Consider the following 24,735-nt stretch of genomic DNA (forward strand, 5'->3'; position numbering starts at 1 on the left):
GCAACCCCCTTCGAAAGGAAGGGCCCCCGGTTAACGCCTCCGGTAGAGCAGGGGTCCCCTCTTAACACCCGGGTCAGGATAGGCCGATCCGGCCCGACTACCGTCGGCGCCATGTACGACCTGCTGGTGATCGGCGGCCTCGGGGTGGACGTGCGGGTCCGGGTGCCCGCCCTGCCGCTGCCGGTCGTCGACTCCGTCACCGTCGACCCCATCGACCTGCGGATCGGCAACACCGGCGCCGGTGTGGTGCTCGCCGCGCACGCGCTCGGGCTGCGGGTGGCGGTGGTCGACACCATCGGCGCGGACCCCGCCGGTGACGTGGTACGGGCCGCGCTGGGCCGCACCGCTGTGCACACCGTGCTGGCCGAGGAGCCGGCCGGCACCCGCCGCTCGGTCAACCTGGTCGATCCCACCGGACGGCGGATGTCGCTGTACGACCCCCGCCCCTGCGCCGGGCCCGCGCCCTTCCCGGTGGCGCGGCTGGCGGCGCTGGTCCGGCAGGCCACGCACGTCCACCTGTCGATCATGGGTTGGGTCCGGGACCTGCTGCCCACCCTCGGCGGCCTGCTGGCCGAGGGGGTGGGCAGCTCCACCGACCTGCACGACTGGGACGGCCACCATCCGTACCACCGTCCCTTCGCCGAGGTCGCCGAGCTGGTGCTGGTCAGCGGGGTCGCGTTGGGCGACCGGTCGGCGGCGGTGGCGGCCGCGCTCGCCCCCCGCCCGGTGCTGGTGACCCGGGGCGCCGACGGCGCCGAGCTGCACCTCGCCGGCACCGTCACCCGGATACCGGCCGCCACACCACCCGGCCCGGTGGTCGACACCAACGGCGCCGGGGACGCCTTCGCGGCCGGCATCATCGCCGCCCGGTCCCAGGGCGCGACGTGGACGGAGGCGGCCGGGTACGCGGCCCGGGTCGCCGCCGCGGCCTGCACCCACGACGGCATGGAGTACCCGCCCGGCCTCCTCCCCCGCGCATGACCGTCGTCCGCACCAGGCGGCGACCGGCGGGACGGCGGGTGTGGCCGGTGATCCGCTGCGGGGCGGCGGCCCACGGGGCAGGATGGGCGCATGGCAGCAACGCTTGAGATCCCGCTGGTGGGCGGTTCGGCGGACGGGCAGCAGGTGACCGTGGAGCTGGATCCGCACGGCCGGCCACCGCTGACCCACCATCATCTGGGGCCGGCGGGTCTGGCCGAGGCGGACATCTACGAGCTGGAATCGCTCGATGCCGATGGCCGCCAGTGGCGCTACCGCTGGCGAGGATCGGCGGTCTGACCGCCACGGGTCAGGCGCCGACCTCGACGAGGGAACGGCTACGCAGGCTCTCCAGCACCGCCCGGGTCACGTGGGAGGTGCCCCGGGCCTCGTCGCACACCTGCGCCACCCGCTGGGCGGTGGTCTCGGCACGCTGGTCACGCTCGTCCCAGAGCTGGTCCACCTCGGCCAGCAGCGGGCCCTCCACCTCACGTTCCACGCCGCGCAACGCCGGCACGCCCAGTCGCTGCGCCAGGTCGAAGACCTTGCCGGCGTACGGCAGCGGCAGGAACGGCGTACCCATCATCGCGGCGAAGATCAGGAAGTGCAGCCGCATGCCCACGGCCAGGTCGAAGTGGCGCATCAACCCGAGCACCTGCTGGGGCGAGTAGGTGCCGTGCAGGATGCGGCCCCGCTCCGCGGCGATCATGTGCGACAGCACCCCGTGCGAGTGCCGGATGTCGTCCCGCTCCATCGGCACGAACAGCACGTGCGCGTCGATCCGGTGCACCAGGAAGTCACCGATCTGGGCCAGCAGCCGGTGGTAGCCGTCCACGTCGAGCCGTTCCGCGGCCCGGCCCGGCTCGCGGACGCTCATGCCGACCAGCCGCTTGCCGGCCGGCACGCCCTCCTCACGCAGCAGCTCGGGCGGGAACTCCTCGGGCTCCAGCAGGAAGGCCGGGTCGGCGGTGACGGTGATCGGGTTGAGCAGGCCGGCCTCCTCCAGCACCATCCGCGACTCCTGGTCGCGTACGGTCACCTGGGTGGCGCCGGCCAACGTCTCCCGCACCATGCCGGTGTCCACCATCTCGCTGAGCGGCCCGACGCCCACCGCGTACGTCAGCAGTGGCAGACCGCGTTCCTGCGCGACCCGGACGACCCGCAGGTAACGGCGGGCCTCCTTGTCGTAGAGGATTCCGCCGCCGCCGAGGATGAGCAGGTCGAGCTGGGACAGCACGAGGGCGGAGTCGGTCCGGCTGACCCCCTCCCACGGCACCGCCTCCACATCCGGATGGGACTGCCGGGTGTGCTCGGGGTTCCGCGAGAAGACGATGATCCGCGCGTTCGGCTCCTGCTGGCGTAGGTCGGCCAGCAGGCCGGTGAGGATGGCTTCGTCGCCGAGGTTGCGCCCACCGTACGAGCCGAGCACGCCGATGGTCAGTCCGCCACGCGTCATCCGTCGCTCCTCCCCAGGTGCGTCCGCTCGACGTTTCCCCGCTGCACCGCTGAACAGTCATCGGCGGGGCGGGGCGGCCCGGTCGTGGCCGGAGCTGGGCTGCCTCAGCCGCCGGGCGGGACCTCGCCGGCCAGGCGGGACACCAGGGCGACAACCGCCTCGTCGGGGTCGAACCCGGCGTCGATCGAGGTGGTGAGCAGATCGAGCAGGAGCCCGTCCACCGCGTAGTGCAGCAGGGCCACCTCGAACGCGCCGCCGGGCAGTCCGGCGGCGAGGTGGAACGCGACGTCCTCGCGGTAGCCCCGGCGCAGCGTCTCGCCGAGGATCCGGGCCAGGTCGGGGCGGCGGGCCGATTCCAGGCGCAGTTCGATCAGGGCGCGGGTGAGTTCCGGGTGCCGGGTGGTCCGCTCGACGATGTACCGGACGTAGTCGGTGAGCAGGGCCGACGACGGTTCCCGGGCGGCCAGTCCGGCCACGACGGCGTCGTCGGGGGCGAACCGCTCGAAGATCCGCTCGCCGAGCGCACCGAGCAGGGCGTCGCGGGAGCGGAAGTAGTTGGAGGCGGTGCCGACCGGGACCCCGGCCTCGGCGTCGACGGCCCGGTGGGTGAGCCCCCGGGCCCCCTGCGCCGCCAGCACCCGCAGCCCGGCGTCCGCCAGGGCCGCCCGCCGCTCGGGGTTGCGCGCCACACCGAAAACCCTAGCAACAACCACGACAGCTGTTGTACGTTGCCACAACCACGACATCCGTAGTGATTGGAGATCCGGCTTGCGTAAGCTCGTCTACTACGTCGCCAGCACCATCGACGGCTTCATCGCCGCCCCGGACGGGTCGTACGAATTCCTCGACCCGCATCCCGACGTGGCGAAACACCTCGCCACGCACTGGCCGCAGACCTTCCCGACCGTCGCCCACGAGCAGCTCGGCATCGACCGCCCGCAGGGCCGGTTCGACACGGTGCTGATGGGCCACGGCACCTACCAGCCCGCCCTCGATCTGGGCGTCACCAGTCCGTACGCCCACCTGAGGCAGTACGTCTTCGCCCGCTCGCTGCCCCCGTCGGACGACCCGGCGGTGGAGATCGTCTCGGGCGATCCGGTGGCCTTCGTCCGCGATCTCAAGGCCCGTCCGGGCGGCGACATCTGGCTCTGCGGCGGCGGCCACCTCGCCGGACAGCTGTTTTCCGAAGTGGACGAGCTGGTGGTCAAACTCAACCCGATCGTCGTCGGCAGCGGCATCCCGCTGGTCGAGCAGACCTTCGACCCGCAACACCTGACCCTGCTCGACGCCACGCCCATCGGCGGCGGGGTAATCATCGTGCGCTATACGCGGTAAACGCCTTGCCGGTCGGGCCGCCGGTCCCCGACGGTGGGGGCATGAACGACGCTTCCTTACGCCGGATCGGCTGGGCCGACCTGCCCGCCCACGTGCAGGCTGCCGTACAGACCATCCTCGGTGACCGGGTGGTGGAGGCGGTGTCGCAGCCGGGCGGCTACTCGCCCGGCACCGCCGACCGGGTGCGTACCGCCAACGGCCGACGGGCCTTCGTCAAGGCGGCCAGCCCGGCGCAGAACCCCGACACCCCGAACATGCACCGCACCGAGGCGCGGATCACCGCCGCGCTGCCCGCGTACGCCCCGACGCCCCGGCTGCTCGGCTGCCACGACGACGGCCACTGGGTGGCGATGGTCCTCACCGACGTCGACGGGCGGCACCCGATCACCCCCTGGGCGGCCGAGGAACTGGACGCCGTGTTGGCGGCGATGGCGGCGATGGCCGAGGCGCTCACGCCCGCCCCGGTGTCGGGAGTACCGACCGTCGCCGAGCACCTGGCCGAGGACTTCGCCGGCTGGCGCCGCGTCGCCGAGGACCCACCACCGGACCTGCACCCCTGGGCCCGTGCCCACCTCGACGACCTGTGCGCCGCCACGGACCACGCCCTCCGCACGCTGACCGGCGACACCCTCTGCCACGTCGACGTACGCGCCGACAACCTGCTCGTCGACGCGGCCGGACGGGTCACCGTGGTCGACTGGCCGTGGGCCGCCCGTGGCCCGGCCTGGCTGGACACCGCGCTGCTGCTGCTGGACGTACGCCTGCACGGCGGGCACGACACCGAGGCCCTGCTGCGTCGGCTGCCGGTCCTCGCCGACGCCGACCCGGCGACGGTGACCGGCCTCTACGCCGGCCTGGCCGGTTTCTTCACCGACCGGGCCCGGCTGCCCCCGCCGCCGGGCATCCCCACCCTCCGGGCGTTCCAGCAGGCCCAGGCCGACGTCGCGCTCTCCTGGCTGGCCGAGCGAATGGCCGGCTGAGCGTTGTGGGCCTCCCGCTCGGGCCGCGACTGAGCGTCCGGCCGTCGCGGGCGGGCGGTCCGGGCGGGTGGTCAGGCCGGGGTGTGCAGCGTGTGGGTGAAAAACGGCAGCACCATGGCGGGCAGGGCCGGCGAGTCGACGATGTCGTAGTGGGTCAGGCCGGGCAGTACGGCCAGCCGGGCGTCCGGCCGGTCGGTGCCGTCCCAACCCGCGTCCCGGTGTCCGCCGCCGAGCAGCCCGAAGAACTCCACCATGTGGGCCGGACGCACCGAGTCGGCGTCGGCGAAGACCAGCAGCGTCGGCGTGCTCAGCGCGGCGACCTCCGGCGACCAGTCGTACTCGCGGCGCAGCAGCTCACCGGTCTTGGCCCAGAGCCGGGGCCAGTCCTGCGGGCGGGGCGCGACGGCCTGGTAGAGCTGCTGCGGCGGGATGCCCCGCATCCGCTCGCCGGCCGCCTCGTCGGGTTCGGGCATCCCGGCCAGCACCTCCGGAAACCAACCCTGGCGCCGGCAGGGCGCGGAGACCACCACCAGTCGACGCACCACGTCCCGATGCTGGATCGCCAACCGCAGGGCCACCCCGCCGCCGAGCGAGAAGCCCAGCACGTCGGCCGGGGAGATCCCGAGGTGGACGATCAGCGCGGCGACGTCGTCGGCCATCGACTCGTACCGCAGCGGCCGGTCGACGTCGGCGGTACGGCCGTGGCCCGGCAGGTCGACGCTGATCACCCGGCGCCGCCGGGCGAGCGCCGGCCGGATCGCGGCGAACGTCTCCACCGCGCCGAAGCCGCCGTGCAGCAGCACCAGCGGCCGACCCGAACCGTGCGCCTCGTACCAGAACCGAACGCCGTTGACCTCCGCGTAGCCCACCGGTCCCCCGTCCGCCGCGCCACCACCGACCCGCCGACGGTACGCGCCAACCGTCCGGCCCGGGCCCAGGTTGCCGTAGACCGCCGCCCGCGCCACCCGAACCCGCCGACACGGCGGGTGATCCGTCGAGCCCGTAGCGTCGTGTTCTGGCCAGGAATCCGCCAGGTCCCGTCCGCGCGGTGGCCTCGGCACGTACCTCCCGGTGTCGGCAGCGCGCCACCCGGCGCGAGACACAGAAGGGGCGTACCGATGCGCAGAGGTTCCCACCGAAGGTGGCTGGCGGCCGGCGTGCTCGCGGCCGGGCTGGCCGCGACCGTGGCAGTCACCAGCCTCGCCGCCGCCGAGACACCGCCGGCCGCGTCGCCGGCCGACACCGCGCCGCGCCCACTGGCCGGACCGCCACCGGCCACCGGGCAGCAGGCGGTCACCGAGACGACCCGGGTCAGCGGCACCTTCGACGGGGGGAACCGGCGTTTCGTGGGCGGTGGTGACCTGGGCGACGGCGGTCAGGACGAGAGCCAGGATCCGCTGTTCCGGCTGGCCGACGGGGCGGTGCTGGAGAACGTGATCCTCGGTGCGCCGGCCGCCGACGGGGTGCACTGCGCGGGCAGTTGCACGCTGCGCAACGTGCACTGGGAGGACGTCGGCGAGGACGCCGCCACCTTCCGCGGCACCAACGCGGTCGTACTGATCGAGGGCGGCAGCGCGGCGAAGGCCGCAGACAAGATCTTCCAGGACAACCGGGGCGCCGGCGGCTCCGTCACCATCACCGACTTCCAGGTCGACGACGACTTCGGCAAGCTCTACCGCTCCTGCGGCAACTGCCGCACCCAGGCGGCACGCACCGTCACCCTGCGGAACATCACCGTCACCGGCACCGGTGACGTGTTGGTCGGGGTCAACGCCAACCTCGGGGACCGGGCCGTCATCGAGGGCGTGACCTTCATCGGCGGCGGCCGTGCCGACCTCTGTGACCTCTTCGAAGGCAACAACACCGGCGCCGAGCCCCGCAAGATCGGCGCCGGACCGGACGGCCGATCCTGCATCGTCACCGACTGACCCGGCAGTCCACGTCGGCACGGCCCGAAATGATCTCCGGGCCGTCGTCGGTGCTGGTGGTACGGGGTGGGCGCGGCAGGTTTCGAACCTGCGACCCCCCGCTTGTAAGGCGGGTGCTCTCCCACTGAGCTACGCGCCCGGAAACGCCGTACGGCGAACCGGCGGTTGGCAGCTTACCCTGCCGCTCGCCGGCCCGGCCGGACGGTCGCACCCGTTGGGATCGGGTCAGGCGGTGGCTTCCGCCAGTGCCTTGCGCCAGCCCTGTTGGTCGCGCGGCTCGCCCGGCATGTTCATCTCGGCGAAGCGCACGACGCCGGCCTTGTCGATGACGAAGGTGCCCCGGTTGGCGATGCCCGCGACGTCGTTGAAGACCCCGTACGCCTGGGCGACGGCGCCGTGCGGCCAGAAGTCGGCCAGCAGCGGGAACTGGTAGCCCTCCCGGTCCGCCCAGATCTTGTGGGCGTAGACCGAGTCGACGCTCACGGTCAGCACCTGGACGTCGTCGTTGACGTACTCGTTGAGGTTGTCCCGCACCTCGCACAGCTCGCCCTGGCACACGCCGGTGAAGGCCAGCGGGTAGAAGACCAGCAGGACGGTACGCCGGCCACGGAAGTCGGAGAGCCGTACCTCCTGGTTGTTCTGGTCCTTGAGTACGAAGTCGGGCGCCTCGGCGCCAACCTCGATCGGCATGCGAACTCCTTGGGTCGAGTCGAGATGCATCAGCCTGTCACATCGGGCGGCGGGGTTACTTCCTGCCCTTTGCGCCGCGACGCAGCACGAGACGGGCGCCGCTCCAGTCCTTGCCGGCGTTGATCGTCGAGGTCTGCTGAAGGCCGGCGGTGGGAGCGGACTCGGCGATCTCGCTCGGCTCGACGTGGCCGTCGCGGCCGGCCTTGGGGGTCAGCAGCCACACGACGCCGTTGTCGGCCAGCGGGCCGAGGGCGTCGACGAGGAGTTCGAAGAGATCACCGTCGCCGTCGCGGTACCACACCAGCACGGCGTCGACCACCTCATCGGTGTCTTCGTCGACCAGCTCTCCACAACGGTCGGTCAGGGCGTCCCGGAGATCGGAGTCGACGTCGTCGTCGTAGCCCATCTCCATGACGACCATCCCCGGCTCGATACCGAACCGGTCCGCCAGGCTGCGTACCCCGTCGGCAGCCTGACCAGCGGTCGCGCTCACTGTCGCGTGCCTCCTCATCTCTTCCGAGCTCGCGGCGCCCGACTGGCGCCGACAGGCAAAGTCCACACAGTTGTGCCGTCGCGCGCAAGTGGCGCACCGGGTGGAACGAAATTTACCGTGCCAGCAGCGTACGGGCACCCTGGGTGATGGCTTCCTCGGACACCAGGACCTGACGGGCAGCCGGACCTAAGGGCACAAAGCAGTCAATAGCAGCCACTCGGCGGGCAGCACCGACATATCCGGCGTCGACCAGGGCCGCGAGCACCCCCTCGCCGACCCCGCCGGAGCGCCGCGTCTCGTCCACGACCAGCACCCGGCCGGTCGCGGCGGCCTCGCGGATGAGGTCGGCCACCGGCAGCGGCGCGAGCCAGCGCAGGTCCACCACCCGGCAACCGATGCCCTCGTCGGCCAGCGCCGAAGCGGCCCGCAGGGACATCCGTACGCCGTTACCGAAGGTGACGATCGTGACGTCCTCGGCCGAGCCGACGCCGTACACCCGGGCCCGGCCGACCGGCACGTGCCCGCTCGCCCAGGCGCCCGGCTCGGCATAGCCGGCCAACCACTCACCGTCACCATCCGAGTAGAGATCGCGGGTGTGGTAAAGCGCGATCGGCTCCACGAACACGCAGACGCTGCCGTCCACCGCCGCACTCGCCAGGCAGGTACGCAGCATCGCCGCCGCGTCGTCCGGCCGGGCCGGCACGGCGATCACCAGGCCGGGCACGTCCCGCAGTACGGCCACCGAGTTGTCGTTGTGGAAGTGCCCGCCGAAACCCTCCTGGTACGCCAGGCCCGCCACCCGCACCACCATCGGGTTGCGAAGCGCACCCTGGGAGAAGAACCGCATCGTCGCTGCCTCGCCGCGCAACTGGTCCTCGGCGCTGTGCAGGTACGCCAGGTACTGGATCTCCGGCACCGGCAGCATCCCGGCCAGCCCGGCGCCGAGGCCCAGGCCCAGCACCGAGGTCTCGTCCAGCAACGTGTCGAACACCCGGGCGGCACCGAAGCGGTCCCGCAGCCCCTTGGTCACCCCGTACACCCCGCCCTTGGCGGCGACGTCCTCGCCGAAGACGGCCATCTGCGGGTACGCCAGCAGCCCATCGGTGAGCGCGGCGTTGATGCTCTGCGCGAGGGTGAGCGGGCCGGACAGTTCCGGCGGCTTCCCGCCGAACGCCTCCACCCGCGCGCCCGCACCCGGCCCGGTGGCGCGGGCCCCCGCGTCGGTCACCGCCTGGGCGACCCGGACCGGGCGGCGCGGGGCCAACGGTGCGATCACCTCGGCCGGGCTGCCCAGTTTCGGCTCGTCCAGCACCTGCTCGGCGAGCCGACGGATCTGCCAGCCGATCTCGTCGTACCGGTCCAGCAGTTCGGCGCCGTTGGCCAGGCCCGCGTCAACCAGCCGGCGCGCGGTGGCGACCACCGGATCGGCGGCGAGGTCAGCGGTCAACTCCTCGGCGCTGCGGTACCCGCTCTCGACGTCCGCGCCCGCGTGGCCGAGCAGCCGGATCGTGCTCAGGTGCAGCACGGCCGGACGGCGGTGCCGGCGTACCCAGGCCGCCGCCTCGCGCGCCGCCTCGTACGCCCCCACCAGGTCAGCACCGTCGGCGGCGAAGTACCGGATGCCCGGCTTGGCGCGCAGCGCCGTCGCCACCCAGCCCTGCGGCGACCGGACGCTGATGCCCAGCCCGTTGTCCTCGCAGACGAAGAGCACCGGAATGCGCAGGCCGGTGTGGTCGTACCAGCCGGCGGTGTTGAACGCCGCGGTGGCGCTGGCGTGGTTGATCGAGGCATCTCCGAACGAGCAGACCACGATCGCGTCCGGCGCCCAGGGCGACGCGGGGTCGGCGTGCGCCGGGGCCCGACGGGCATCCTGCCGGCGCAGCCGCTCCACCGCGAGCCCCATGCCGACCGCCCGGGGCAGGTGTGAGGCGATGGTGGAGGTGGTGGGCACCACGGCCAGGTCGGCCCGGCCGAAGACCTTGTGCCGACCACCGGCGAGCGGCTCCTGGCTGGAGGCCACCATCCCGCGCAGCACGTCCCGCGCCGCCTCGGTGTACGCCGGTGCCACCGGCCGCCGCACCGCCGCCATCCGCACGCCACCGGCGTCCTCACCGCCGGGCTCCCCGACCTCGCCGCCCGACGCGCCGATTTCGCCACCCGGCGTGCCGGCCTCGCCGGCCGCCCCGGCCTCGCCACCCGGCGGGCCGGTCACGCCGTCGGACGTCCCGGTCGGCGTGGGCGAGCCCGGGTGGTCGGGCGCTGCCGGCGGTACGGCATCGGCCGGATCGCCGTCGACCTCCCGATCGGCCGAGTCGCTCGGGCCGGCCGGAGTTCCGCCGGACTGCACCACTTCAGCAGCTGCCGCGCCAGCCGGCGCCGCATCCGACGGCGCCACACCGGCCGCTGCCGCAGCGGACTGCCCCACACCGGCCGGCGCCGCATCGGGCTGCGCCGGGTCCGCCGGCATCGCATCGGCCGGCATCGCTGCCGGGTCGTCGTCCTCCGGGGGCGAACCGCCGGCCTGTGCCTCGGCGGTCTGGGCGGCGCGGACGCAGTAGAACGCGCCCGAGCGGTAGTGCAGCAGCGCCGGGTCGGTGGGACGCAGCGCAGCCGCTACCGCCGCGTTGCCCTCGTGGCCGGCCGAGCCGATCGTGTAGTAGCCCTCGCCGAAGCTCCGCAGCCAGCGCCCGGCGAGGTCGAGCTGCCGGCTGGTGACCTGGGCGTCGAATAGTTCCAAGAGTTGGGCGCCGGTCAGCGCCGCGCCCTCGGCGACCGGCTGCGCCGGGTCGGTACGGTGCCGCGGCGTGGCCAGCGCGGCCAGAGACTCCCGAAATCGGTCGTCGAGATCCTGCGGGGTGGTCACGTCCGACAGCATTACCGACCGGAGCACACCTCGCCCACTCGAAACCCGGCTCACGTCGCCGGAATCCTCCGTCGGCAGCGTCAGGACGGCTCGCAGTGCTGCGGGTAGTCGCCGTCGGAGACCTTCCACACCAGATCGTGCAGGGCGGCCAGGTCGTCGGCGGTCAGTTCGTCGAGCAGCCGCGACTCGGACAGCACCTGGTGCACCCGCTGCCGCATCCGCCGGCCGGCGTCGGTCACCACCAGCGTCTTCTGCCGCCGGTCGGCGGGGTCGACCCGCCGCTGGACCAGCCCGGCCCGTTCCAGCTTGTCGACCAGTGCGGTGACGTTGGAGCGGTCGCAGCGCAGTTGCGAGGCCAGATCCCGGGCGGGCAGTGGACGATCCGGGTCGAGCTGGCACAGCGCTCGGCCGACCGCCGGGGTCAGGCCGAGGGCGATGATGCCGAGATCCTGGTGATGCCGCAGGGCGGCGGCGACATGCATGATCCGCCGTACCGCCGCGCCGGCGAGGGCAGCCCGGTCCGCCGGGCCCAGGTCGGACCGGGTGACGGTGGGCGGCTGCATGACTCGATGCTACGTGTGGCGGGTGCCCCGGCAGCTCCACCGCGCGGCGGCATCGGGCCACCAGGGCGGTCAGCCGGGCAGGAAGGAGAACCGGACCTGGCGGGTGGTGTTGTCTCCGTTGGTGTCGACCAGGCAGATCGACTGCCAGGTGCCGAGGGCCAGCCGGCCGCCGAGCACCGGCAGCGTCGCGTACGGGGCGACGAAGGCGGGCAGGACGTGATCGCGCCCGTGGCCGGGCGAGCCGTGGCGGTGCCGCCAGCGGTTGTCGGTCGGCAGCACGGCGTCCAGCGCGGTGAGCAGGTCGTCGTCCGAGCCGGCGCCGGTCTCGATGATGGCCAGCCCGGCGGTGGCGTGCGGCACGAACACGTGCAGCAGCCCGTCGCCCTGACCGGAGACGAACTGCTCCGCCTCGGCGGTGATGTCCTGCACGGTCGGCCGGGAACCGGTCCGGACGGTGATCACCTCACTGCGCATACGTCGCATTCTGCCGCAGCCGGTCGGCTGAGGGCGGGCGCGCTCCCATGATGCCCGGTCAGTGGCCCCGGAAAGGGGTAAAGTTACTGGTGAGTACGTGTGTCGAGCGTCGCCCTTCGCACGGGTGGACGTGACGACAAGTGCCACGACGGGGCAGGATGGCGCTAGAGACCTATCCCACACACAACCGAGGGAACGCCTGTGGCTACGGAACGCAAGCGCCCGGTGATCACGGCCGGCCTGCCGAGCCAGCTTCCGGACATCGACCCCGAAGAAACCAGCGAATGGGTCGAGTCGCTCGACGGTGTCATCGACGAGCGTGGCACCAAGCGGGCCCGCTACGTGATGCTACGTCTGCTGGAGCGCGCCCGTGAGCGCCAGGTCGGGGTGCCGTCGCTGACCACCACCGACTACATCAACACCATCCCGCCGGAGCGCGAACCGTGGTTCCCCGGTGACGAGCACGTCGAGCGCCGGATCCGGGCGTACGTGCGGTGGAACGCGGCGATGCTGGTGCATCGCGCGCAGCGTCCGGAGATCGGTGTCGGCGGTCACATCTCCACCTTCGCCAGCTCCGCGTCGCTGTACGAGGTCGGCTTCAACCACTTCTTCCGGGGCAAGAACCACCCCGGTGGCGGCGACCACATCTTCTACCAGGGCCACGCCTCCCCCGGCATGTACGCCCGGGCGTTCATGGAAGGCCGGCTCAGCGAGGACCAGCTCGACGGCTTCCGGCAGGAGCTGTCGCACCCCGGCGGCGGCCTGCCGTCGTACCCGCACCCGCGGCTGATGCCGGACTTCTGGGAGTTCCCGACGGTCTCCATGGGTCTGGGTGGGCTGAACGCCATCTACCAGGCCCGGTTCAACCGGTACCTGCACCACCGGGGCATCAAGGACACCTCCGACCAGCACGTCTGGGCGTTCCTCGGCGACGGCGAGATGGACGAGCCGGAGACCCTCGGCGCGATCGGGGTGGCCGCCCGCGAGGAGCTGGACAACCTCACCTTCGTGATCAACTGCAACCTCCAGCGGCTGGACGGGCCGGTGCGGGGCAACGGCAAGGTGATGCAGGAGCTGGAGGCGTTCTTCCGGGGCGCCGGCTGGAACGTCATCAAGGTGGTCTGGGGCCGGGAGTGGGACCCGCTGCTCGCCGCCGACACCGATGGCGCGCTGGTCAACCTGATGAACACCACGCCCGACGGCGACTACCAGACCTACAAGGCGGAGTCCGGGGCGTACGTGCGGGAGCACTTCTTCGGCCGCGACGCGCGGACCCGCAAGATGGTCGATGGGCTCTCCGACGACGAGATCTGGAACCTCAAGCGGGGCGGGCACGACTACCGCAAGCTCTACGCGGCCTACAAGGCGGCGACCGAGCACACCGGGCAGCCGACGGTGATCCTGGCCAAGACCATCAAGGGTTGGACGCTGGGCTCGCACTTCGAGGGCCGCAACGCCACGCACCAGATGAAGAAGCTGACGCTGGAGGACCTGAAGACCTTCCGCGACCGGCTCTACCTGGACATCCCGGACTCGGCGCTGGAGGAGAACCCGTACCTGCCGCCGTACTACCGGCCGGACGAGAAGTCCGACGAGATGCGGTACCTGCACGAGCGGCGCGAGCAGCTCGGCGGTTACCTGCCGACCCGGCGCACCACCGCCAAGTCGCTGGCCATTCCGGGCAGCGAGCGCTTCGCCGACGTCAAGCGGGGCTCGGGCAAGCAGAAGGTGGCCACCACGATGGCCTTCGTCCGGCTGCTCAAGGACCTGATGAAGGACAAGCAGTTCGGCAAGCGCTGGGTGCCGATCATCCCGGACGAGGCGCGTACCTTCGGTCTGGACTCGATCTTCCCGACCGCCAAGATCTACTCGCCGCACGGCCAGCGGTACACCTCGGTCGACCGGGAGCTGTTCCTGTCGTACAAGGAGTCGACCACCGGTCAGATCCTGCACGAGGGGATCAACGAGGCCGGCTCGGTCGCCTCGTTCACCGCCGCCGGCACGTCGTACGCCACCCACGACGAGCCGATGATCCCGATGTACATCTTCTACTCGATGTTCGGGTTCCAGCGCACCGGTGACGGCTTCTGGGCGGCGGCGGACCAGATGGCGCGGGGTTTCGTGCTCGGCGCCACCGCCGGACGCACCACGCTCAACGGTGAGGGCCTCCAGCACGAGGACGGCCACTCGCTGCTGCTCGCGGCCACCAACCCGGCGGTCGTCGCGTACGACCCGGCGTTCGCGTTCGAGATCGCGCACATCATGGAGAACGGCCTGCACCGGATGTACGGCGAGGAGCAGGAGAACATCTTCTACTACCTCACCATCTACAACGAGCCGATCCACCAGCCGGCGGAGCCGGAGGGGGTGGACGTCGAGGGCATCGTCAAGGGCATCCACCGCTACGCCCCGGCCCCCTCGATCGAGGGCGACGCCCCCCGGGCGAACGTGCTCGCCTCCGGCACCGGCATGCAGTGGGCGCTCAAGGCGCAGCAGTTGCTCGCCCAGGACTGGGGGGTGGCCGCCGACGTCTGGTCGGTGACCTCCTGGACCGAGCTGCGCCGCGACGCGGTGGAGTGCGAGTCGTACAACCTCCTGCACCCGGGCGCGGAGCAGCGGGTGCCGTACATCCAGCGAAAGCTGGCCGACGCCGACGGGCCGAAGGTCGCGGTCAGCGACTGGATGCGCGCGGTGCCGGACCTGATCTCCCGCTGGGTGCCCGGTGACTGGACCTCCCTGGGCACCGACGGGTTCGGCCTGTCCGACACCCGGCACGCCCTGCGCCGGCACTTCCACGTCGACGCCGAGTCGATCGCGGTCGCCACGCTGCGGCAGCTCGCGCTGCGCGGGGCGGTACCGGCGCACGTACCGGCCGAGGCGGCCAAGAAGTACGCCATCGAGGACGTGAACGCCGCCCCGGTCGGCGAGACCGGCGGCGACAGCTAGCAACCGCACCGCACATCGGGCCCGGCGAACACCACGCCGGGCCCGGTGTGTAAGGAAGGGCACCTTATTAACGCCTCGCGTGGTAAAGGGGCCCCCTCTTAACCCGAGGGGGCCGAAGGCGCGGACGCGGTCGAGGCGCGGACGCGAGGTGTCGAGGCCGAAAGCGGTGGCGGCCCGGGTGCACCTGGGAGGGACACCGGGGCCGCCACCGTCGCGGGTGACGCCAGGACGCGGCCGCTCAGCCGACCGCGGCCAGATCGGTCAGCCGGGCCAGCGAATCCTCCAGATCGGCGCCGACCCGACGCAGGCCGAGGCGGAGCAGGGCGGCCTTGACCGGACCGGCCGGCCAGCGTACGACGATCAGCCGCACGATCGTGCCGCCCTCCTCCTCGTCGGGAGTGAGCTGGACGTATATCTCGGTGCGCGCCTCCGCTCGGGCACCGGCGCCCTTGGCGCGTTCGCGCCAGCCGATCAGCGTCGGCTCCTGATAGGCGATCACTTCAGCCTCATGTGCGGCGCCGCGGCCAGCCTGGACCAACTGTCGCCGCCCGAAGCCCTCTCCGGAGAGGACCTCGGCCGCACGGACCCCGGCCAGCCAGGCGGGCAACTGCTCGGCCCGCTGTACCACATCCCAGACCGCTTCCACCGGCGCCGCCACGTGCGCGCTGCGTTCCACGAGGATCATTTTTCCGTCTTCCTCCAGTGAGGACATCCCACGATATCGGCACTGTATGCGCAAAAACGGACGTATACGGACGTGTTCGTAAAAGACACGCCGAAAGGTGTTGCTTCCGGCGGCAGATCGCCCTATGGACCCGAGCCTCGGCGCGCCCTAGAGTTCCGAACACGTTTCGCGTTTCCCGGGAGGGCACATGTCGACCGCAGCTATGCCCAACTTCCCCACCGGATTCCGTTGGGGCGTCTCCACCTCGGCGTACCAGATCGAGGGCGCGGCCGACATCGGCGGGCGCGGACCGTCCATCTGGGACACCTTCGCCCACTCCCCCGGCCGGATCGTCGACGGCAGCAGCGGCGACGTGGCCTGCGACCACTACCACCGCTACGCCGAAGACATCGCCCTGATGGCCGAGCTGGGCGTGACCGCGTACCGGTTCTCGGTGGCCTGGCCCCGGGTGCTGCCGACCGGCACCGGCGCGGTCAACCCGAGCGGGCTGGACTTCTACGAACGGCTGGTCGACGGGCTGCTCGACCATGGCATCGACCCGGTCGCCACGCTGTACCACTGGGACCTGCCCCAGCCGCTGGAGGACGCCGGCGGATGGCTCAACCGGGACACCGCACACCGCTTCGCCGAGTACGCCGACGTGCTGGCCAGCCGCCTTGGCGACCGGGTCAAGCTCTGGATCACCCTGAACGAACCGTTCATCCACATGAGCCTCGGCCACGGCATCGGCGAACACGCGCCGGGCCGGATGCTGCTCTTCGACGCCTTCCCGGTCGCCCACCACCAACTGCTCGGCCACGGCCTGGCGGTCGCCGCGCTACGCGCCCGCTCCGCCAGCCCGGTCGCCATCGCCAACAACTACTCGCCGGTGCGCGCCGTCGGTGACAGCCCCGCCGACCACGGCGCCGCGATGGCGTACGAGGCACTGCACAACCAGCTGTTCACCGACCCGCTGCTCGGTCGCGGCTACCCCGAGCTGGGTTTCGACGACACGGTGGTACGCGACGGCGACCTCGACGTGATCGCCGCGCCGATCGACGTGCTGGGCGTGAACTACTACAACCCGACCGGCGTACGGGCACCCGAGGAGGGCTCCCCGCTGCCCTTCGAGCTGGTGCCGCTCGACGGCTACCCGCGTACCGCCTTCGACTGGCCGGTGGCCCCGGACGGGCTACGTGAGCTGCTCGGCTGGCTGGACCGCCGGTACGGCGCCGACCTGCCGCCCATCCAGATCACCGAGAGCGGCTGCGCCTACGACGACGTACCCGACGCCGACGGCCGGGTGCACGACCCGGACCGGATCGCCTACCTGGACGGTCACCTGCGGGCGGTACGCGCGGCGATGGACGACGGCGTCGACGTCACCGGTTACTTCGTCTGGTCCCTGCTGGACAACTGGGAGTGGGCTGAGGGCTTCACCAAGCGCTTCGGCCTGGTGCACGTCGACTTCGCCACCGGCCGGCGGACCCCGAAGTCGTCGTACGCCTGGCTGCGCGAGGTCATCACCACGGCCCGGCGGGAAACAGCCCGGTGACCACGGTCGACCCGACGCCGGCCTCGCTGCCGGCGGCGCTCGCCGAGCCGACGGTGCCGGTACGGCGGGGTTGGATCGCGCTGCTGTTCGCCGCGAACCTCGGCGTCTGGATGGCCTTCTTCACCCCGATCCAGGTGTTGCTGCCGCAGCAGCTCGGGCAGATTGCCCCGACGAACAAGGAGGCCATGCTGGCGGTGGTCACCGGGCTCGGCGCGCTGGCCGCGGTGATCGTCAACCCGCTCGTCGGTGCGTTGTCGGACCGGACCTGCCTGCGCATCGGCGGGCGCGAGTTCGGCCGGCGGCACATCTGGACCCTGGGCGGCGCGGTGCTCGGCGCGCTCTCCCTGGCGTTGCTCGCCCAGGCAGAGACCGTGCTCGGGGTGGTCGTCGGCTGGATCGCCGCGCAGACCTGCTTCAACGCGATGCTGGCCAGTCTGACCGCCGCCGTACCGGACCGGGTCCCGGTCGCGCAGCGCGGCGGCGTCTCCGGCTGGGTCGGCATCCCGCAGGCGCTCGGACTGGTGCTCGGCGTCGTGCTGGTCACCGCCGTGGTCACCGGAAACGCCGCCGGATACCTGGCGATCGCCGCGGCCGTGCTGCTGCTCGCGGTGCCGTTCGCCCTGCGTACGACGGACGACCCGCTGCCCCGTACGCACCGGCCGCCGGTGCGTGGCCTGCTCGCGGGAATGTGGGTGTCGCCGCGGCGGTACCCGGACTTCTGCTGGGCCTGGATCACCCGCTTCCTGGTCCAGCTCGGCAACGCGCTCGGCACCCTCTACCTGCTCTACTTCCTCACCGACGAGGTACGGGTCGCCGACCCCGAGGGCGGGCTGCTGGTGCTGATCCTGCTCTACACCGCCGGGCTGATGGCCACCACCGTGATCGCCGGCCGACTGTCCGACCGGTCCGGCAAGCGCAAGGTCTTCGTGATCGCCGCCGGGATGGTGATCGCGGTGGCCGCGCTGCTGCTGGCCATCGCGCCGACCTGGCCGATGGCGATCGCCGCCGCGCTGCTGCTCGGCGCCGGCTACGGGGTGTACCTGTCGGTGGACGCGGCCCTGATCACCCAGGTGCTGCCGAGGGCCACCGACCGGGCCAAGGACCTCGGCGTCATCAACATCGCCAACTCCGCACCGCAGGTGCTCGGCCCGGCCATCTCCGCCCCGATCGTGGTGTACCTGGGCGGCTATCCGGCGCTGTACGCGACCACGGCCGCCGTGACCGTCCTCGGCAGCCTGCTGGTGTTGAAGATCCGTTCCGTGCCCTGACCGTCCGTGATGTTAGGAAGGGCCCCTTGTACAACGCCAGGCGATAACAAGGGGCCCTTCCTTGCATCTGTAGGGTGGGGGTCGTGACGGTACGTGTGCGCTTCGCCCCATCTCCGACCGGTATGTTCCACGTCGGCGGTGCCCGCTCGGCACTGCAGAACTGGATCTACGCCAAGCAGCAGGGCGGGGTGTTCGTGCTGCGTATCGAGGACACCGACGCGGCGCGCAACTCCCCGGAGTGGACCGAGGGCATCCTGTCGGCGCTGGACTGGATCGGCATCTCCCGGGACAGCTACGAGGGCCCCTACTTCCAGTCCTCGTACGCCGACGAGCACCGTGCCGCCGCCCGCCGGCTGTACGAGTCGGGTCGGGCGTACTACTGCGACTGCACCCGCGAGGCGGTGCAGGCCCGCACCGGCAACCAGTACACCGGCTACGACGGATACTGCCGGGACCGGGGCCTGCCGCCCGGCGAGGGTCGGGCGCTGCGCTTCCGTACCCCGGACGAGGGCTCGACGGTGGTCGTCGACCTGATCCGGGGCGAGCCGACCTTCGAGAACAAGCTCATCGAGGACTTCGTCATCGCCCGGGGCGACGGCTCACCGGTGTTCCTGCTGGCCAACGTCGTGGACGACCTGACCATGGGGATCACCCACGTGATCCGGGCCGAGGAGCACCTGCCCAACACCCCGAAGCAGCAGCTGCTCTGGGACGCGCTCGGGGTGAAGCCGCCGGTCTGGGCGCACGTGCCGGTGGTGGTGAACGAGAAGCGGCAGAAGCTGTCCAAGCGCCGCGACAAGGTGGCCCTGGAGGCGTACCGGGACGAGGGTTACCTCGCCGACGCGATGCGCAACTACCTGATGCTGCTCGGCTGGGCGCCCTCCGGCGACCGCGAGATCGTGCCCTGGTCGGTGATCGAGAACGAGTTCCGGCTGGACGAGGTGAACCCGTCACCGGCGTTCTTCGACGAGAAGAAGCTGCGCGCGTTCAACGGCGAGTACATCCGGGCGCTGCCGGTCGAGGAGTTCGTCGCGGCCTGCCAGCCGTGGTTGGCCGGCACCGGCACCATCGCGCCGCCGCCGTGGCAGCCGGAGGAGTTCGACCCGGCGGCCTTCGCCGCGGTGGCACCGCTGGCCCAGACCCGGATCGCGGTGCTCAGCGAGATCGTGCCGAACGTCGACTTCCTGTTCGTGGCGACGCCGCTGATCGACGAGGCGGCCTGGACGAAGGCCATGAAGGAGGGTTCGGCGGAACTGCTGGACGCCACCGTCGCCGCCTTCGAGTCGGTTGCCTCCTGGGACGCGGAGACCCTCAAGGCCACCCTGGAGGCGGTCGGCGCCGAGCGTGGCCTCAAGCTCGGCAAGGCCCAGGCGCCGGTACGGGTCGCGGTGACCGGCCGCACCGTCGGCCTGCCGTTGTTCGAGTCGTTGGAGGTGCTCGGCCCCGAGCGCACCCTGACCCGGCTGCGCGCCGCCCGACTGCGGCTCTTCTAGGACCCCACCCGTGCCGACCCGGTTGTGATCTTCGTCGCAGCCGGGTCGGGCTCACCGGGGCCGTCGCCAGCCTCGGGTCATAACCCGGCCGGCGCCGAGCCCGCGGGCAGCGCACTGTGCCCGGCCGGCGATGCCGTCGGCAGTCGCCGGACACGCCCGACGACGCTGCCCCGGTTGCCGGGGCACGCTATTCTGCCCCCATCACCGGCAGCGGCACAGGTAAAATCCGCCCACTGGTCCACGGCCGCTACCTTGTCGAGTCGAGATCGCAGATAGTTCCAATTAGTGTTCCACCGGCTGCAACCGATCGACGTTCAGCGGAGTCTTTCAGGTGGGTACCTGTCCTGTGGGCACGGTCACCGCCGTCAGCTTCCGGCGCGTGGCTCGTGCAGCAGAGCCACCCATCGAACGGGGCGAGGAGGCGGCATGGTCCGACGGATGAGGCGACTGGCCGTGTTGACGGTGGGCGGGCTGGCCGCCGTGCTGCTGTCACTCGCTGTCGCCGAGCCGGCGAAGGCGGCCCCGAAGTCGCCGCCGGCCGGGGTGGACATCTCCGGGCACGGGCTGGCTGAGCCGTTGCAGCTACGCGCCGACCGGCACTCCGAGCACGTCAGGGCCATCGTCGACCAGGTCAGCGCCCGGGTGCTGGTACGCCAGTCGGGCGGCCCGAAGAAGGCCGACCTCGGTCCGAAGTACACGGTCGTGGTGCTGGCCGGTGACACTCCCAAGCAGACGTACGACCTCTACCCGAAGGCGGTGGGTGGGCCCCGGGTCTACCGACCGGCCAAGCAGCCGGACTCGCGCAAGACCAGCGCCGCCTGGTTCCTCGGGCGGGTCAGCATGTCCGAGACGCTGCGCACCGCCGGGGTGCCGCTGGAGCGCACGTACGAGGCGGTCAGCGGCGGCATCGGCGGAGGCGAGCGGATCATTCCGGAGGAAGCGCTCAACCCGGCCCAGGACATCAACGAGGCGTTCGGTGAACTACGACGCCTCCTGCTGCTCAACGTCGCGGTGGTACTCGTGATCACCCTCGGGCTCGCCGGAATCGCGTTGCTGATCCGCCGCCGGACCCGCTGACGACTGGGCAGTAGTGCCGGGGCAGCTCACGCCGCCCGATCCGCCGGACCGCTGACCGGCGGCTCAGGCTCGGACGGCAGAGCGGGAGGTCAGGGGCCGTGCGTACCGCAATGGCCGGGCCGGAGCGCGATCAGCACCAACGCCGTGGTGGACGCTCCCGCCGGACGTTGCGGTGCGCCGGGCGGACCGGTCCGTGCCGGTGTGCGCCGGCCCAGCCCGGCAACTCGCTGCGGCAGCCGGCCTCGGCCGGCTCGGGCGAGGTGGCCGGCGGGTCGACGGCGCGCTGGCGGGGCACCAACGGCTCGGCGGCGCGGGGCAGTCCGAGAGTCGGCTCCTCGTCGCCGCGCTCGGGCGCCCAGCCGGCGGACGCCTCGACGGACGGGGTCAGACCGGGCCGGCGGTGGTGCTTGGCCGTGGCCGGCTGCTCGTGAGTGCCCGGTCGACTCGGCTCCTCCTGGGCGCAGCCGTGTTCGGCCTCCCCCTGCGCCATCGGCCTCTCCTCACGCTCGCGCCCTCACCCGTCGGTGCCCACCCGACGTGCCCTGACACCGTACTGGCCGGCCCGGACTCGCCACGCACCGCGTACCCGCATCGGTGTTCGGCCGGACCGCCGACGCTGCCGCGAAGGTCCAGTTCAGGGCATGTCAGGCTAGGCGGGTGAGCGAATCGGGCGGGACGGAGCTGTCGGCCACGCTGCGCCGGATCGAACGCGCGGCCGGCGCCCTGGCCACCGCCAGCGTGGCCCGGATGGACGAGACACTGCCCTGGTTCCGGGAGTTGCCGGCCGACCAACGCTCGTGGGTGATGCTGGTGGCTCAGGCCGGCGCCCGTTCCCTGGTGCAGTGGCTGCGCTCCGGCGGTGGTGCCGGCGAGGGAACCCAGGAGGTCTCCGACGAGGTGTTCGCCACGGCGCCCCAGGCGTTGGCCCGCTCCATCACCCTCCAGCAGACGGTGGCACTGATCAAGGTCACCATCGACGTGGTCGAGGAGCAGGTGGGCGAGCTCGCGGCCCCGGGCGAGGAGCCGCAGCTACGCGAGGCGGTGCTGCGCTTCTCCCGGGAGATCGCCTTCGCCGCCGCCCGGGTCTACGCCCGGGCCGCCGAGTCCCGTGGCTCGTGGGACGCCCGGCTACAGGCCCTGCTGGTGGACGCGCTGCTGCGCGGTGACTCCCCGGACGTGCTGGCCAGTCGCGCCGCCGCCCTCGGCTGGACGGACGCGCCGCCGGTGGCGGTGGCGGTGGGCACCTCGCCCGGCGGCGAGGTCGCCGCCGTACTGCACACCGTCTACCGCCAGGCCCGGCGCATCGGTGTCGAGGTGATCGGTGGCGTACACGGCGATCGGCTGGTGATCGTGCTCGGTGGGGCGGCCGAACCGGTCGCGGCCGCCGGTCAGCTCTTGACCGCGTTCGGGCCGGGACCGGTGGTGGTCGGTCCGGCGGTGCCCAGCCTGGACGAGGCCACCGAGTCGGCGCGGGCGGCCCTGGCCGGTTACCGCGCGGCCCCGGCCTGGCCGGCCGCGCCCCGACCGGTCCATGCCGGCGACCTGTTGCCGGAGCGGGCCCTGGCCGGCGACGCGGACGCGCGCCGGCGGCTGCGGCACGACGTGTACGCCACGCTGGCGCGGGCCGGCGGTGAGCTGCTGGAGACGCTGGACGCCTTCTTCGCCGCCGGCGGTACGTTGGAGAGCGCGGCCCGGGCGCTGTACGTGCACCCGAACACCGTGCGCTACCGGCTGCGGCGGATCTCCGACGTCACCGGGTTCAGCCCGCTGACCCCCCGGGACGCCTTCGCCCTGCGGGTCGCGCTCACGGTCGGCCGGCTTGATCCGGTGGTGCCGACCCAGACATTGACCCCACCGGCTGGTAAAAGATCACAGAACAGTGACGATCATCGCCAATCTTTGTAGGATCCCTCCAAAGCTTCTAGTGCGGTTTGGTGTCAGTCGGCACAGCGCAACCCGGAGGTATCGGGGAGAGTCATAGACGTGCTCGCCGTACTCTGCCCCGGCCAGGGTTCTCAGAAACCCGGCTTCCTGACCCCCTGGCTCGACCTGACCGGCGCCGAAGCCCGACTGCGTGGGTGGTCCGAGCTGGCCGGCGTCGATCTGGTGCGGTTGGGCACCGAGGCCGACGCCGACGAGATCCGGGACACCGCCCGCACCCAGCCGCTGTTGGTGGCGGCGGCCCTGCTCGCCGCCGAGCAACTGCCGATGGCCGAGGTGACCCTGACCGCCGGCCACAGCGTCGGCGAACTCGGTGCGGCGGCGCTGGCCGGCACCCTGCCGACCGAGTCGGCGATCGCCCTGGCCGGCGTCCGTGGCCGGGAGATGGCCGCCGCCTGCGCGCTGGAGCCGACCGGCATGGCCGCCGTCCTCGGCGGCGACCCGGACGAGGTGGTCGCCGCGATCAACGGACACGGGCTGCACGCCGCGAACCGCAACGGCAGTGGTCAGATCGTGGCCGCCGGCGCGGTCGCCGGGTTGGAGAAGCTCGCCGCCGAACCGCCGGCCCGGGCCCGGATCATCCGCCTCCAGGTGGCCGGCGCCTTCCACACCCCGTACATGGCTCCGGCGGAGGCCGCGCTGGCCACGGCCGCCGCCGAGATCGACCCGAGCGACCCGGCCAGGATCCTGCTGTCGAACCTCGACGGCGGGCCGGTCGACGACGGCCGGGAGGTCCTGCAACGGCTGGTCCGTCAGGTCACCGCCCCGGTCCGCTGGGACCTCTGCATGGCGACCCTCGCCGCACTCGGGGTGACCGGGGTGATCGAGCTGCCGCCGGCCGGCACGCTCGCCGGCCTGGTGAAGCGGGAACTCAAGGGCACCGGTGCCCCGGAGATCGTCACCCTGAACACCCCGGACGACCTGCCCGCCGCCCGCGACCTGATCGCCCGGCACGGCACGGCCGCCGGCCAGGAGCCGAACGCCCGGTTCAGTTCGAACGAGTCTCGTGACGAGACCGACCGCAGAGAGGGCTCGGCATGAGCGGCAGCAGGATCGTCTCACTGGGGCACTACCAGCCGTCCCGGGTGGTGACCAACGACGAGATCGCTCAGCTGGTGGAGACCAACGACGAGTGGATCCGCGACCGGGTCGGCATCGTCAGCCGGCGGATCGCCGGTGACGAGACGGTCGCCGACATGGCCGCCGCCGCGGCCGACAAGGCGCTGGCGAACTCCGGCCTGACCGCCGCCGACATCGATCTGGTCGTGGTCGCCACCTGCACCTCGGTCGACCGCAGCCCGAACGTGGCCTGCCGGGTCGCCGCCAAGCTGGGCATCAACGCGCCCGGGGCGTACGACCTCAACACCGCCTGCTCCGGCTTCGCGTACGCGCTCGGCACCGTCGACCACGCGATCCGCGCCGGGGCCAGCCGCAACGCCATCGTGATCGGTGCCGAGAAGCTCTCCGAGTTCACCGACTGGACCGACCGCTCCACCTGCATCATCTTCGCCGACGGCGCGGGCGCCGCGGTGGTCACCGCCGCCGCCGAGGACGAGCCGGCCGGGATCGGCCCGGTGGTCTGGGGCTCGGTGCCCGAGCGCGGCGACGCGGTACGCATCGAGGGCTGGCGTCCGTACGTCGCCCAGGAGGGCCAGACGGTGTTCCGGTGGGCGACCACGGCGCTGGCGCCCCTGGCGTTGCAGGCGTGCGAGCGGGCCGGGGTCGACCCGTCGGAGCTGGCCGCGTTCGTGCCGCACCAGGCCAACAGCCGGATCATCGACGGAATCGCCAAGCGGTTGAACATCCCGCAGGCGATCGTCGCCAAGGACATCGTCGAGTCCGGCAACACCTCGGCGGCCAGCATCCCGCTGGCCCTGTCCAAGCTGGTCGAGCGCCGCGAGGTGCCCTCGGGCGCGCCGGTGCTGCTGTTCGGCTTCGGCGGTGGCCTGACCTACGCCGGTCAGGTCGTCCGCTGCCCCTGATACCCCTTCGGCGCGTCGTCGCCGAGGAGCAAGGCGCCGGCGTCGCCGC

The 24,735-nt window shown here is 72.2% G+C and carries 23 protein-coding genes and 1 tRNA gene; 13 read left to right on the forward strand and 11 right to left on the reverse strand.

The window, feature by feature from the left end; genetic code table 11:
• Nucleotides 1-111: 111 nt before the first annotated feature.
• Nucleotides 112-981: a carbohydrate kinase family protein gene (locus E0H26_RS14950; RefSeq protein WP_131304262.1), complete on the forward strand. Its 870-nt coding sequence runs from the start codon at nucleotides 112-114 to the stop codon at nucleotides 979-981.
• A gap of 90 nt (nucleotides 982-1,071) precedes the next feature.
• Entirely contained in the window at nucleotides 1,072-1,278 is a 207-nt protein-coding gene (locus tag E0H26_RS14955; RefSeq protein ID WP_131304263.1) for a hypothetical protein, read from the forward strand.
• A gap of 10 nt (nucleotides 1,279-1,288) precedes the next feature.
• Here E0H26_RS14955 and E0H26_RS14960 read toward each other — a convergent pair whose 3' ends face one another.
• Together E0H26_RS14960 and E0H26_RS14965 are read right to left on the reverse strand one after the other, a co-directional pair.
• Nucleotides 1,289-2,434 carry a polysaccharide pyruvyl transferase family protein gene (locus tag E0H26_RS14960; RefSeq protein ID WP_131304264.1) on the reverse strand — a complete coding sequence of 382 codons (1,146 nt, stop codon included), beginning with the start codon at nucleotides 2,432-2,434 and terminating at the stop codon, nucleotides 1,289-1,291.
• A gap of 104 nt (nucleotides 2,435-2,538) precedes the next feature.
• Nucleotides 2,539-3,123, reverse strand: coding sequence for a TetR/AcrR family transcriptional regulator (locus E0H26_RS14965; protein ID WP_131304265.1), 585 nt, complete (start codon nucleotides 3,121-3,123; stop codon nucleotides 2,539-2,541).
• 79 nt (nucleotides 3,124-3,202) lie between these two features.
• Between E0H26_RS14965 and E0H26_RS14970 the strand changes: the two genes are divergently transcribed.
• Both E0H26_RS14970 and E0H26_RS14975 read left to right on the forward strand, forming a co-directional pair.
• Nucleotides 3,203-3,769: a dihydrofolate reductase family protein gene (locus E0H26_RS14970; protein WP_131304266.1), complete on the forward strand. Its 567-nt coding sequence runs from the start codon at nucleotides 3,203-3,205 to the stop codon at nucleotides 3,767-3,769.
• Nucleotides 3,770-3,810: 41 nt separating this feature from the next.
• Nucleotides 3,811-4,749, forward strand: coding sequence for a phosphotransferase (locus E0H26_RS14975; protein WP_131304267.1), 939 nt, complete (start codon nucleotides 3,811-3,813; stop codon nucleotides 4,747-4,749).
• Between the two features lie 71 nt (nucleotides 4,750-4,820).
• On the opposite strand, the gene E0H26_RS14980 is transcribed toward E0H26_RS14975, so the two are convergent.
• Nucleotides 4,821-5,714, reverse strand: coding sequence for an alpha/beta fold hydrolase (locus E0H26_RS14980; protein ID WP_165521880.1), 894 nt, complete (start codon nucleotides 5,712-5,714; stop codon nucleotides 4,821-4,823).
• A 153-nt stretch (nucleotides 5,715-5,867) separates the two neighbouring features.
• Here E0H26_RS14980 and E0H26_RS14985 point away from each other — a divergent pair, with 153 nt between their 5' ends.
• Nucleotides 5,868-6,677, forward strand: a complete 810-nt coding sequence (locus tag E0H26_RS14985) for a pectate lyase (RefSeq protein WP_131304269.1) — start codon at nucleotides 5,868-5,870, stop codon at nucleotides 6,675-6,677.
• Nucleotides 6,678-6,744: 67 nt separating this feature from the next.
• On the opposite strand, the gene E0H26_RS14990 is transcribed toward E0H26_RS14985, so the two are convergent.
• The 6 genes from E0H26_RS14990 to E0H26_RS15015 form a co-directional block, all read right to left on the reverse strand.
• Nucleotides 6,745-6,816 (reverse strand) — tRNA-Val (locus tag E0H26_RS14990).
• An 86-nt stretch (nucleotides 6,817-6,902) separates the two neighbouring features.
• On the reverse strand, nucleotides 6,903-7,367 hold the full coding sequence (locus E0H26_RS14995; RefSeq protein ID WP_131304270.1) for a peroxiredoxin: 465 nt from the start codon (nucleotides 7,365-7,367) through the stop codon (nucleotides 6,903-6,905).
• A 55-nt stretch (nucleotides 7,368-7,422) separates the two neighbouring features.
• A complete protein-coding gene (locus tag E0H26_RS15000; RefSeq protein ID WP_131304271.1) occupies nucleotides 7,423-7,860 on the reverse strand; it encodes a DUF3052 domain-containing protein in 438 nt (145 codons plus the stop codon).
• A gap of 112 nt (nucleotides 7,861-7,972) precedes the next feature.
• Nucleotides 7,973-10,735 (reverse strand): transketolase C-terminal domain-containing protein, encoded by a 2,763-nt coding sequence (locus E0H26_RS15005; RefSeq protein WP_131304272.1) that lies wholly within the window; start codon nucleotides 10,733-10,735, stop codon nucleotides 7,973-7,975.
• Nucleotides 10,736-10,803: 68 nt separating this feature from the next.
• Complete coding sequence (locus E0H26_RS15010; protein WP_131304273.1) at nucleotides 10,804-11,286, reverse strand: MarR family winged helix-turn-helix transcriptional regulator; 483 nt, start codon at nucleotides 11,284-11,286, stop codon at nucleotides 10,804-10,806.
• Between the two features lie 69 nt (nucleotides 11,287-11,355).
• On the reverse strand, nucleotides 11,356-11,760 hold the full coding sequence (locus tag E0H26_RS15015; protein ID WP_165521881.1) for a secondary thiamine-phosphate synthase enzyme YjbQ: 405 nt from the start codon (nucleotides 11,758-11,760) through the stop codon (nucleotides 11,356-11,358).
• A 201-nt stretch (nucleotides 11,761-11,961) separates the two neighbouring features.
• Here E0H26_RS15015 and aceE point away from each other — a divergent pair, with 201 nt between their 5' ends.
• Nucleotides 11,962-14,706: a pyruvate dehydrogenase (acetyl-transferring), homodimeric type gene (gene aceE, locus E0H26_RS15020; RefSeq protein WP_131304275.1), complete on the forward strand. Its 2,745-nt coding sequence runs from the start codon at nucleotides 11,962-11,964 to the stop codon at nucleotides 14,704-14,706.
• 238 nt (nucleotides 14,707-14,944) lie between these two features.
• Here the strand turns inward: aceE and E0H26_RS15025 are convergent, their stop codons facing one another.
• The gene (locus E0H26_RS15025) at nucleotides 14,945-15,391 is read right to left on the reverse strand and encodes an SRPBCC family protein (RefSeq protein ID WP_013735272.1); all 447 of its coding nucleotides are present in this window, start codon (nucleotides 15,389-15,391) and stop codon (nucleotides 14,945-14,947) included.
• A 187-nt stretch (nucleotides 15,392-15,578) separates the two neighbouring features.
• Between E0H26_RS15025 and E0H26_RS15030 the strand changes: the two genes are divergently transcribed.
• From E0H26_RS15030 to E0H26_RS15045, 4 genes are all read left to right on the forward strand, one after another.
• Nucleotides 15,579-16,925 (forward strand): GH1 family beta-glucosidase, encoded by a 1,347-nt coding sequence (locus E0H26_RS15030; RefSeq protein ID WP_240742185.1) that lies wholly within the window; start codon nucleotides 15,579-15,581, stop codon nucleotides 16,923-16,925.
• Nucleotides 16,922-18,193, forward strand: coding sequence for an MFS transporter (locus E0H26_RS15035; RefSeq protein WP_131304276.1), 1,272 nt, complete (start codon nucleotides 16,922-16,924; stop codon nucleotides 18,191-18,193). Before E0H26_RS15030 ends, E0H26_RS15035 begins: the two co-directional genes overlap by 4 nt.
• 83 nt (nucleotides 18,194-18,276) lie before the next feature.
• Nucleotides 18,277-19,686, forward strand: coding sequence for a glutamate--tRNA ligase (gene gltX, locus E0H26_RS15040; RefSeq protein ID WP_131304277.1), 1,410 nt, complete (start codon nucleotides 18,277-18,279; stop codon nucleotides 19,684-19,686).
• 426 nt (nucleotides 19,687-20,112) lie between these two features.
• Nucleotides 20,113-20,763: a hypothetical protein gene (locus tag E0H26_RS15045; RefSeq protein ID WP_131304278.1), complete on the forward strand. Its 651-nt coding sequence runs from the start codon at nucleotides 20,113-20,115 to the stop codon at nucleotides 20,761-20,763.
• Between the two features lie 130 nt (nucleotides 20,764-20,893).
• On the opposite strand, the gene E0H26_RS15050 is transcribed toward E0H26_RS15045, so the two are convergent.
• Nucleotides 20,894-21,253: a hypothetical protein gene (locus tag E0H26_RS15050; RefSeq protein WP_131304279.1), complete on the reverse strand. Its 360-nt coding sequence runs from the start codon at nucleotides 21,251-21,253 to the stop codon at nucleotides 20,894-20,896.
• A 104-nt stretch (nucleotides 21,254-21,357) separates the two neighbouring features.
• On the opposite strand from E0H26_RS15050, the gene E0H26_RS15055 reads away from it, so the two are divergent.
• The 3 genes from E0H26_RS15055 (at nucleotide 21,358) to E0H26_RS15065 (ending at nucleotide 24,686) form a co-directional block, all read left to right on the forward strand.
• The gene (locus E0H26_RS15055; RefSeq protein ID WP_276320395.1) at nucleotides 21,358-22,668 is read left to right on the forward strand and encodes a PucR family transcriptional regulator; all 1,311 of its coding nucleotides are present in this window, start codon (nucleotides 21,358-21,360) and stop codon (nucleotides 22,666-22,668) included.
• A 78-nt stretch (nucleotides 22,669-22,746) separates the two neighbouring features.
• Entirely contained in the window at nucleotides 22,747-23,745 is a 999-nt protein-coding gene (locus tag E0H26_RS15060; protein ID WP_131304281.1) for an ACP S-malonyltransferase, read from the forward strand.
• Nucleotides 23,742-24,686, forward strand: a complete 945-nt coding sequence (locus tag E0H26_RS15065; protein ID WP_131304282.1) for a beta-ketoacyl-ACP synthase III — start codon at nucleotides 23,742-23,744, stop codon at nucleotides 24,684-24,686. Before E0H26_RS15060 ends, E0H26_RS15065 begins: the two co-directional genes overlap by 4 nt.
• The last annotated feature ends 49 nt before the right edge of the window (nucleotides 24,687-24,735 follow it).

Origin of the sequence: Micromonospora zingiberis (assembly GCF_004331455.1) — a bacterium.
Classification (GTDB): Bacteria; Actinomycetota; Actinomycetes; order Mycobacteriales; family Micromonosporaceae; genus Micromonospora; species Micromonospora zingiberis.

Bases quoted from the DNA above. Each gene is read 5' to 3' on its own strand.
- E0H26_RS14975 (WP_131304267.1), top strand. From the start codon at position 3,811: ATGAACGACGCTTCCTTACGCCGGATCGGCTGGGCCGACCTGCCCGCC.
- E0H26_RS14985 (WP_131304269.1), top strand. From the start codon at position 5,868: ATGCGCAGAGGTTCCCACCGAAGGTGGCTGGCGGCCGGCGTGCTCGCG.
- E0H26_RS14995 (WP_131304270.1), bottom strand. From the start codon at position 7,367: ATGCCGATCGAGGTTGGCGCCGAGGCGCCCGACTTCGTACTCAAGGAC.
- E0H26_RS14950 (WP_131304262.1), top strand. From the start codon at position 112: ATGTACGACCTGCTGGTGATCGGCGGCCTCGGGGTGGACGTGCGGGTC.
- E0H26_RS14960 (WP_131304264.1), bottom strand. From the start codon at position 2,434: ATGACGCGTGGCGGACTGACCATCGGCGTGCTCGGCTCGTACGGTGGG.
- E0H26_RS14955 (WP_131304263.1), top strand. From the start codon at position 1,072: ATGGCAGCAACGCTTGAGATCCCGCTGGTGGGCGGTTCGGCGGACGGG.
- E0H26_RS15010 (WP_131304273.1), bottom strand. From the start codon at position 11,286: ATGCAGCCGCCCACCGTCACCCGGTCCGACCTGGGCCCGGCGGACCGG.
- E0H26_RS15065 (WP_131304282.1), top strand. From the start codon at position 23,742: ATGAGCGGCAGCAGGATCGTCTCACTGGGGCACTACCAGCCGTCCCGG.
- E0H26_RS15050 (WP_131304279.1), bottom strand. From the start codon at position 21,253: ATGGCGCAGGGGGAGGCCGAACACGGCTGCGCCCAGGAGGAGCCGAGT.
- E0H26_RS15045 (WP_131304278.1), top strand. From the start codon at position 20,113: ATGGTCCGACGGATGAGGCGACTGGCCGTGTTGACGGTGGGCGGGCTG.
- E0H26_RS15005 (WP_131304272.1), bottom strand. From the start codon at position 10,735: ATGCTGTCGGACGTGACCACCCCGCAGGATCTCGACGACCGATTTCGG.
- E0H26_RS15015 (WP_165521881.1), bottom strand. From the start codon at position 11,760: ATGCGCAGTGAGGTGATCACCGTCCGGACCGGTTCCCGGCCGACCGTG.
- E0H26_RS15025 (WP_013735272.1), bottom strand. From the start codon at position 15,391: ATGATCCTCGTGGAACGCAGCGCGCACGTGGCGGCGCCGGTGGAAGCG.
- E0H26_RS15030 (WP_240742185.1), top strand. From the start codon at position 15,579: ATGTCGACCGCAGCTATGCCCAACTTCCCCACCGGATTCCGTTGGGGC.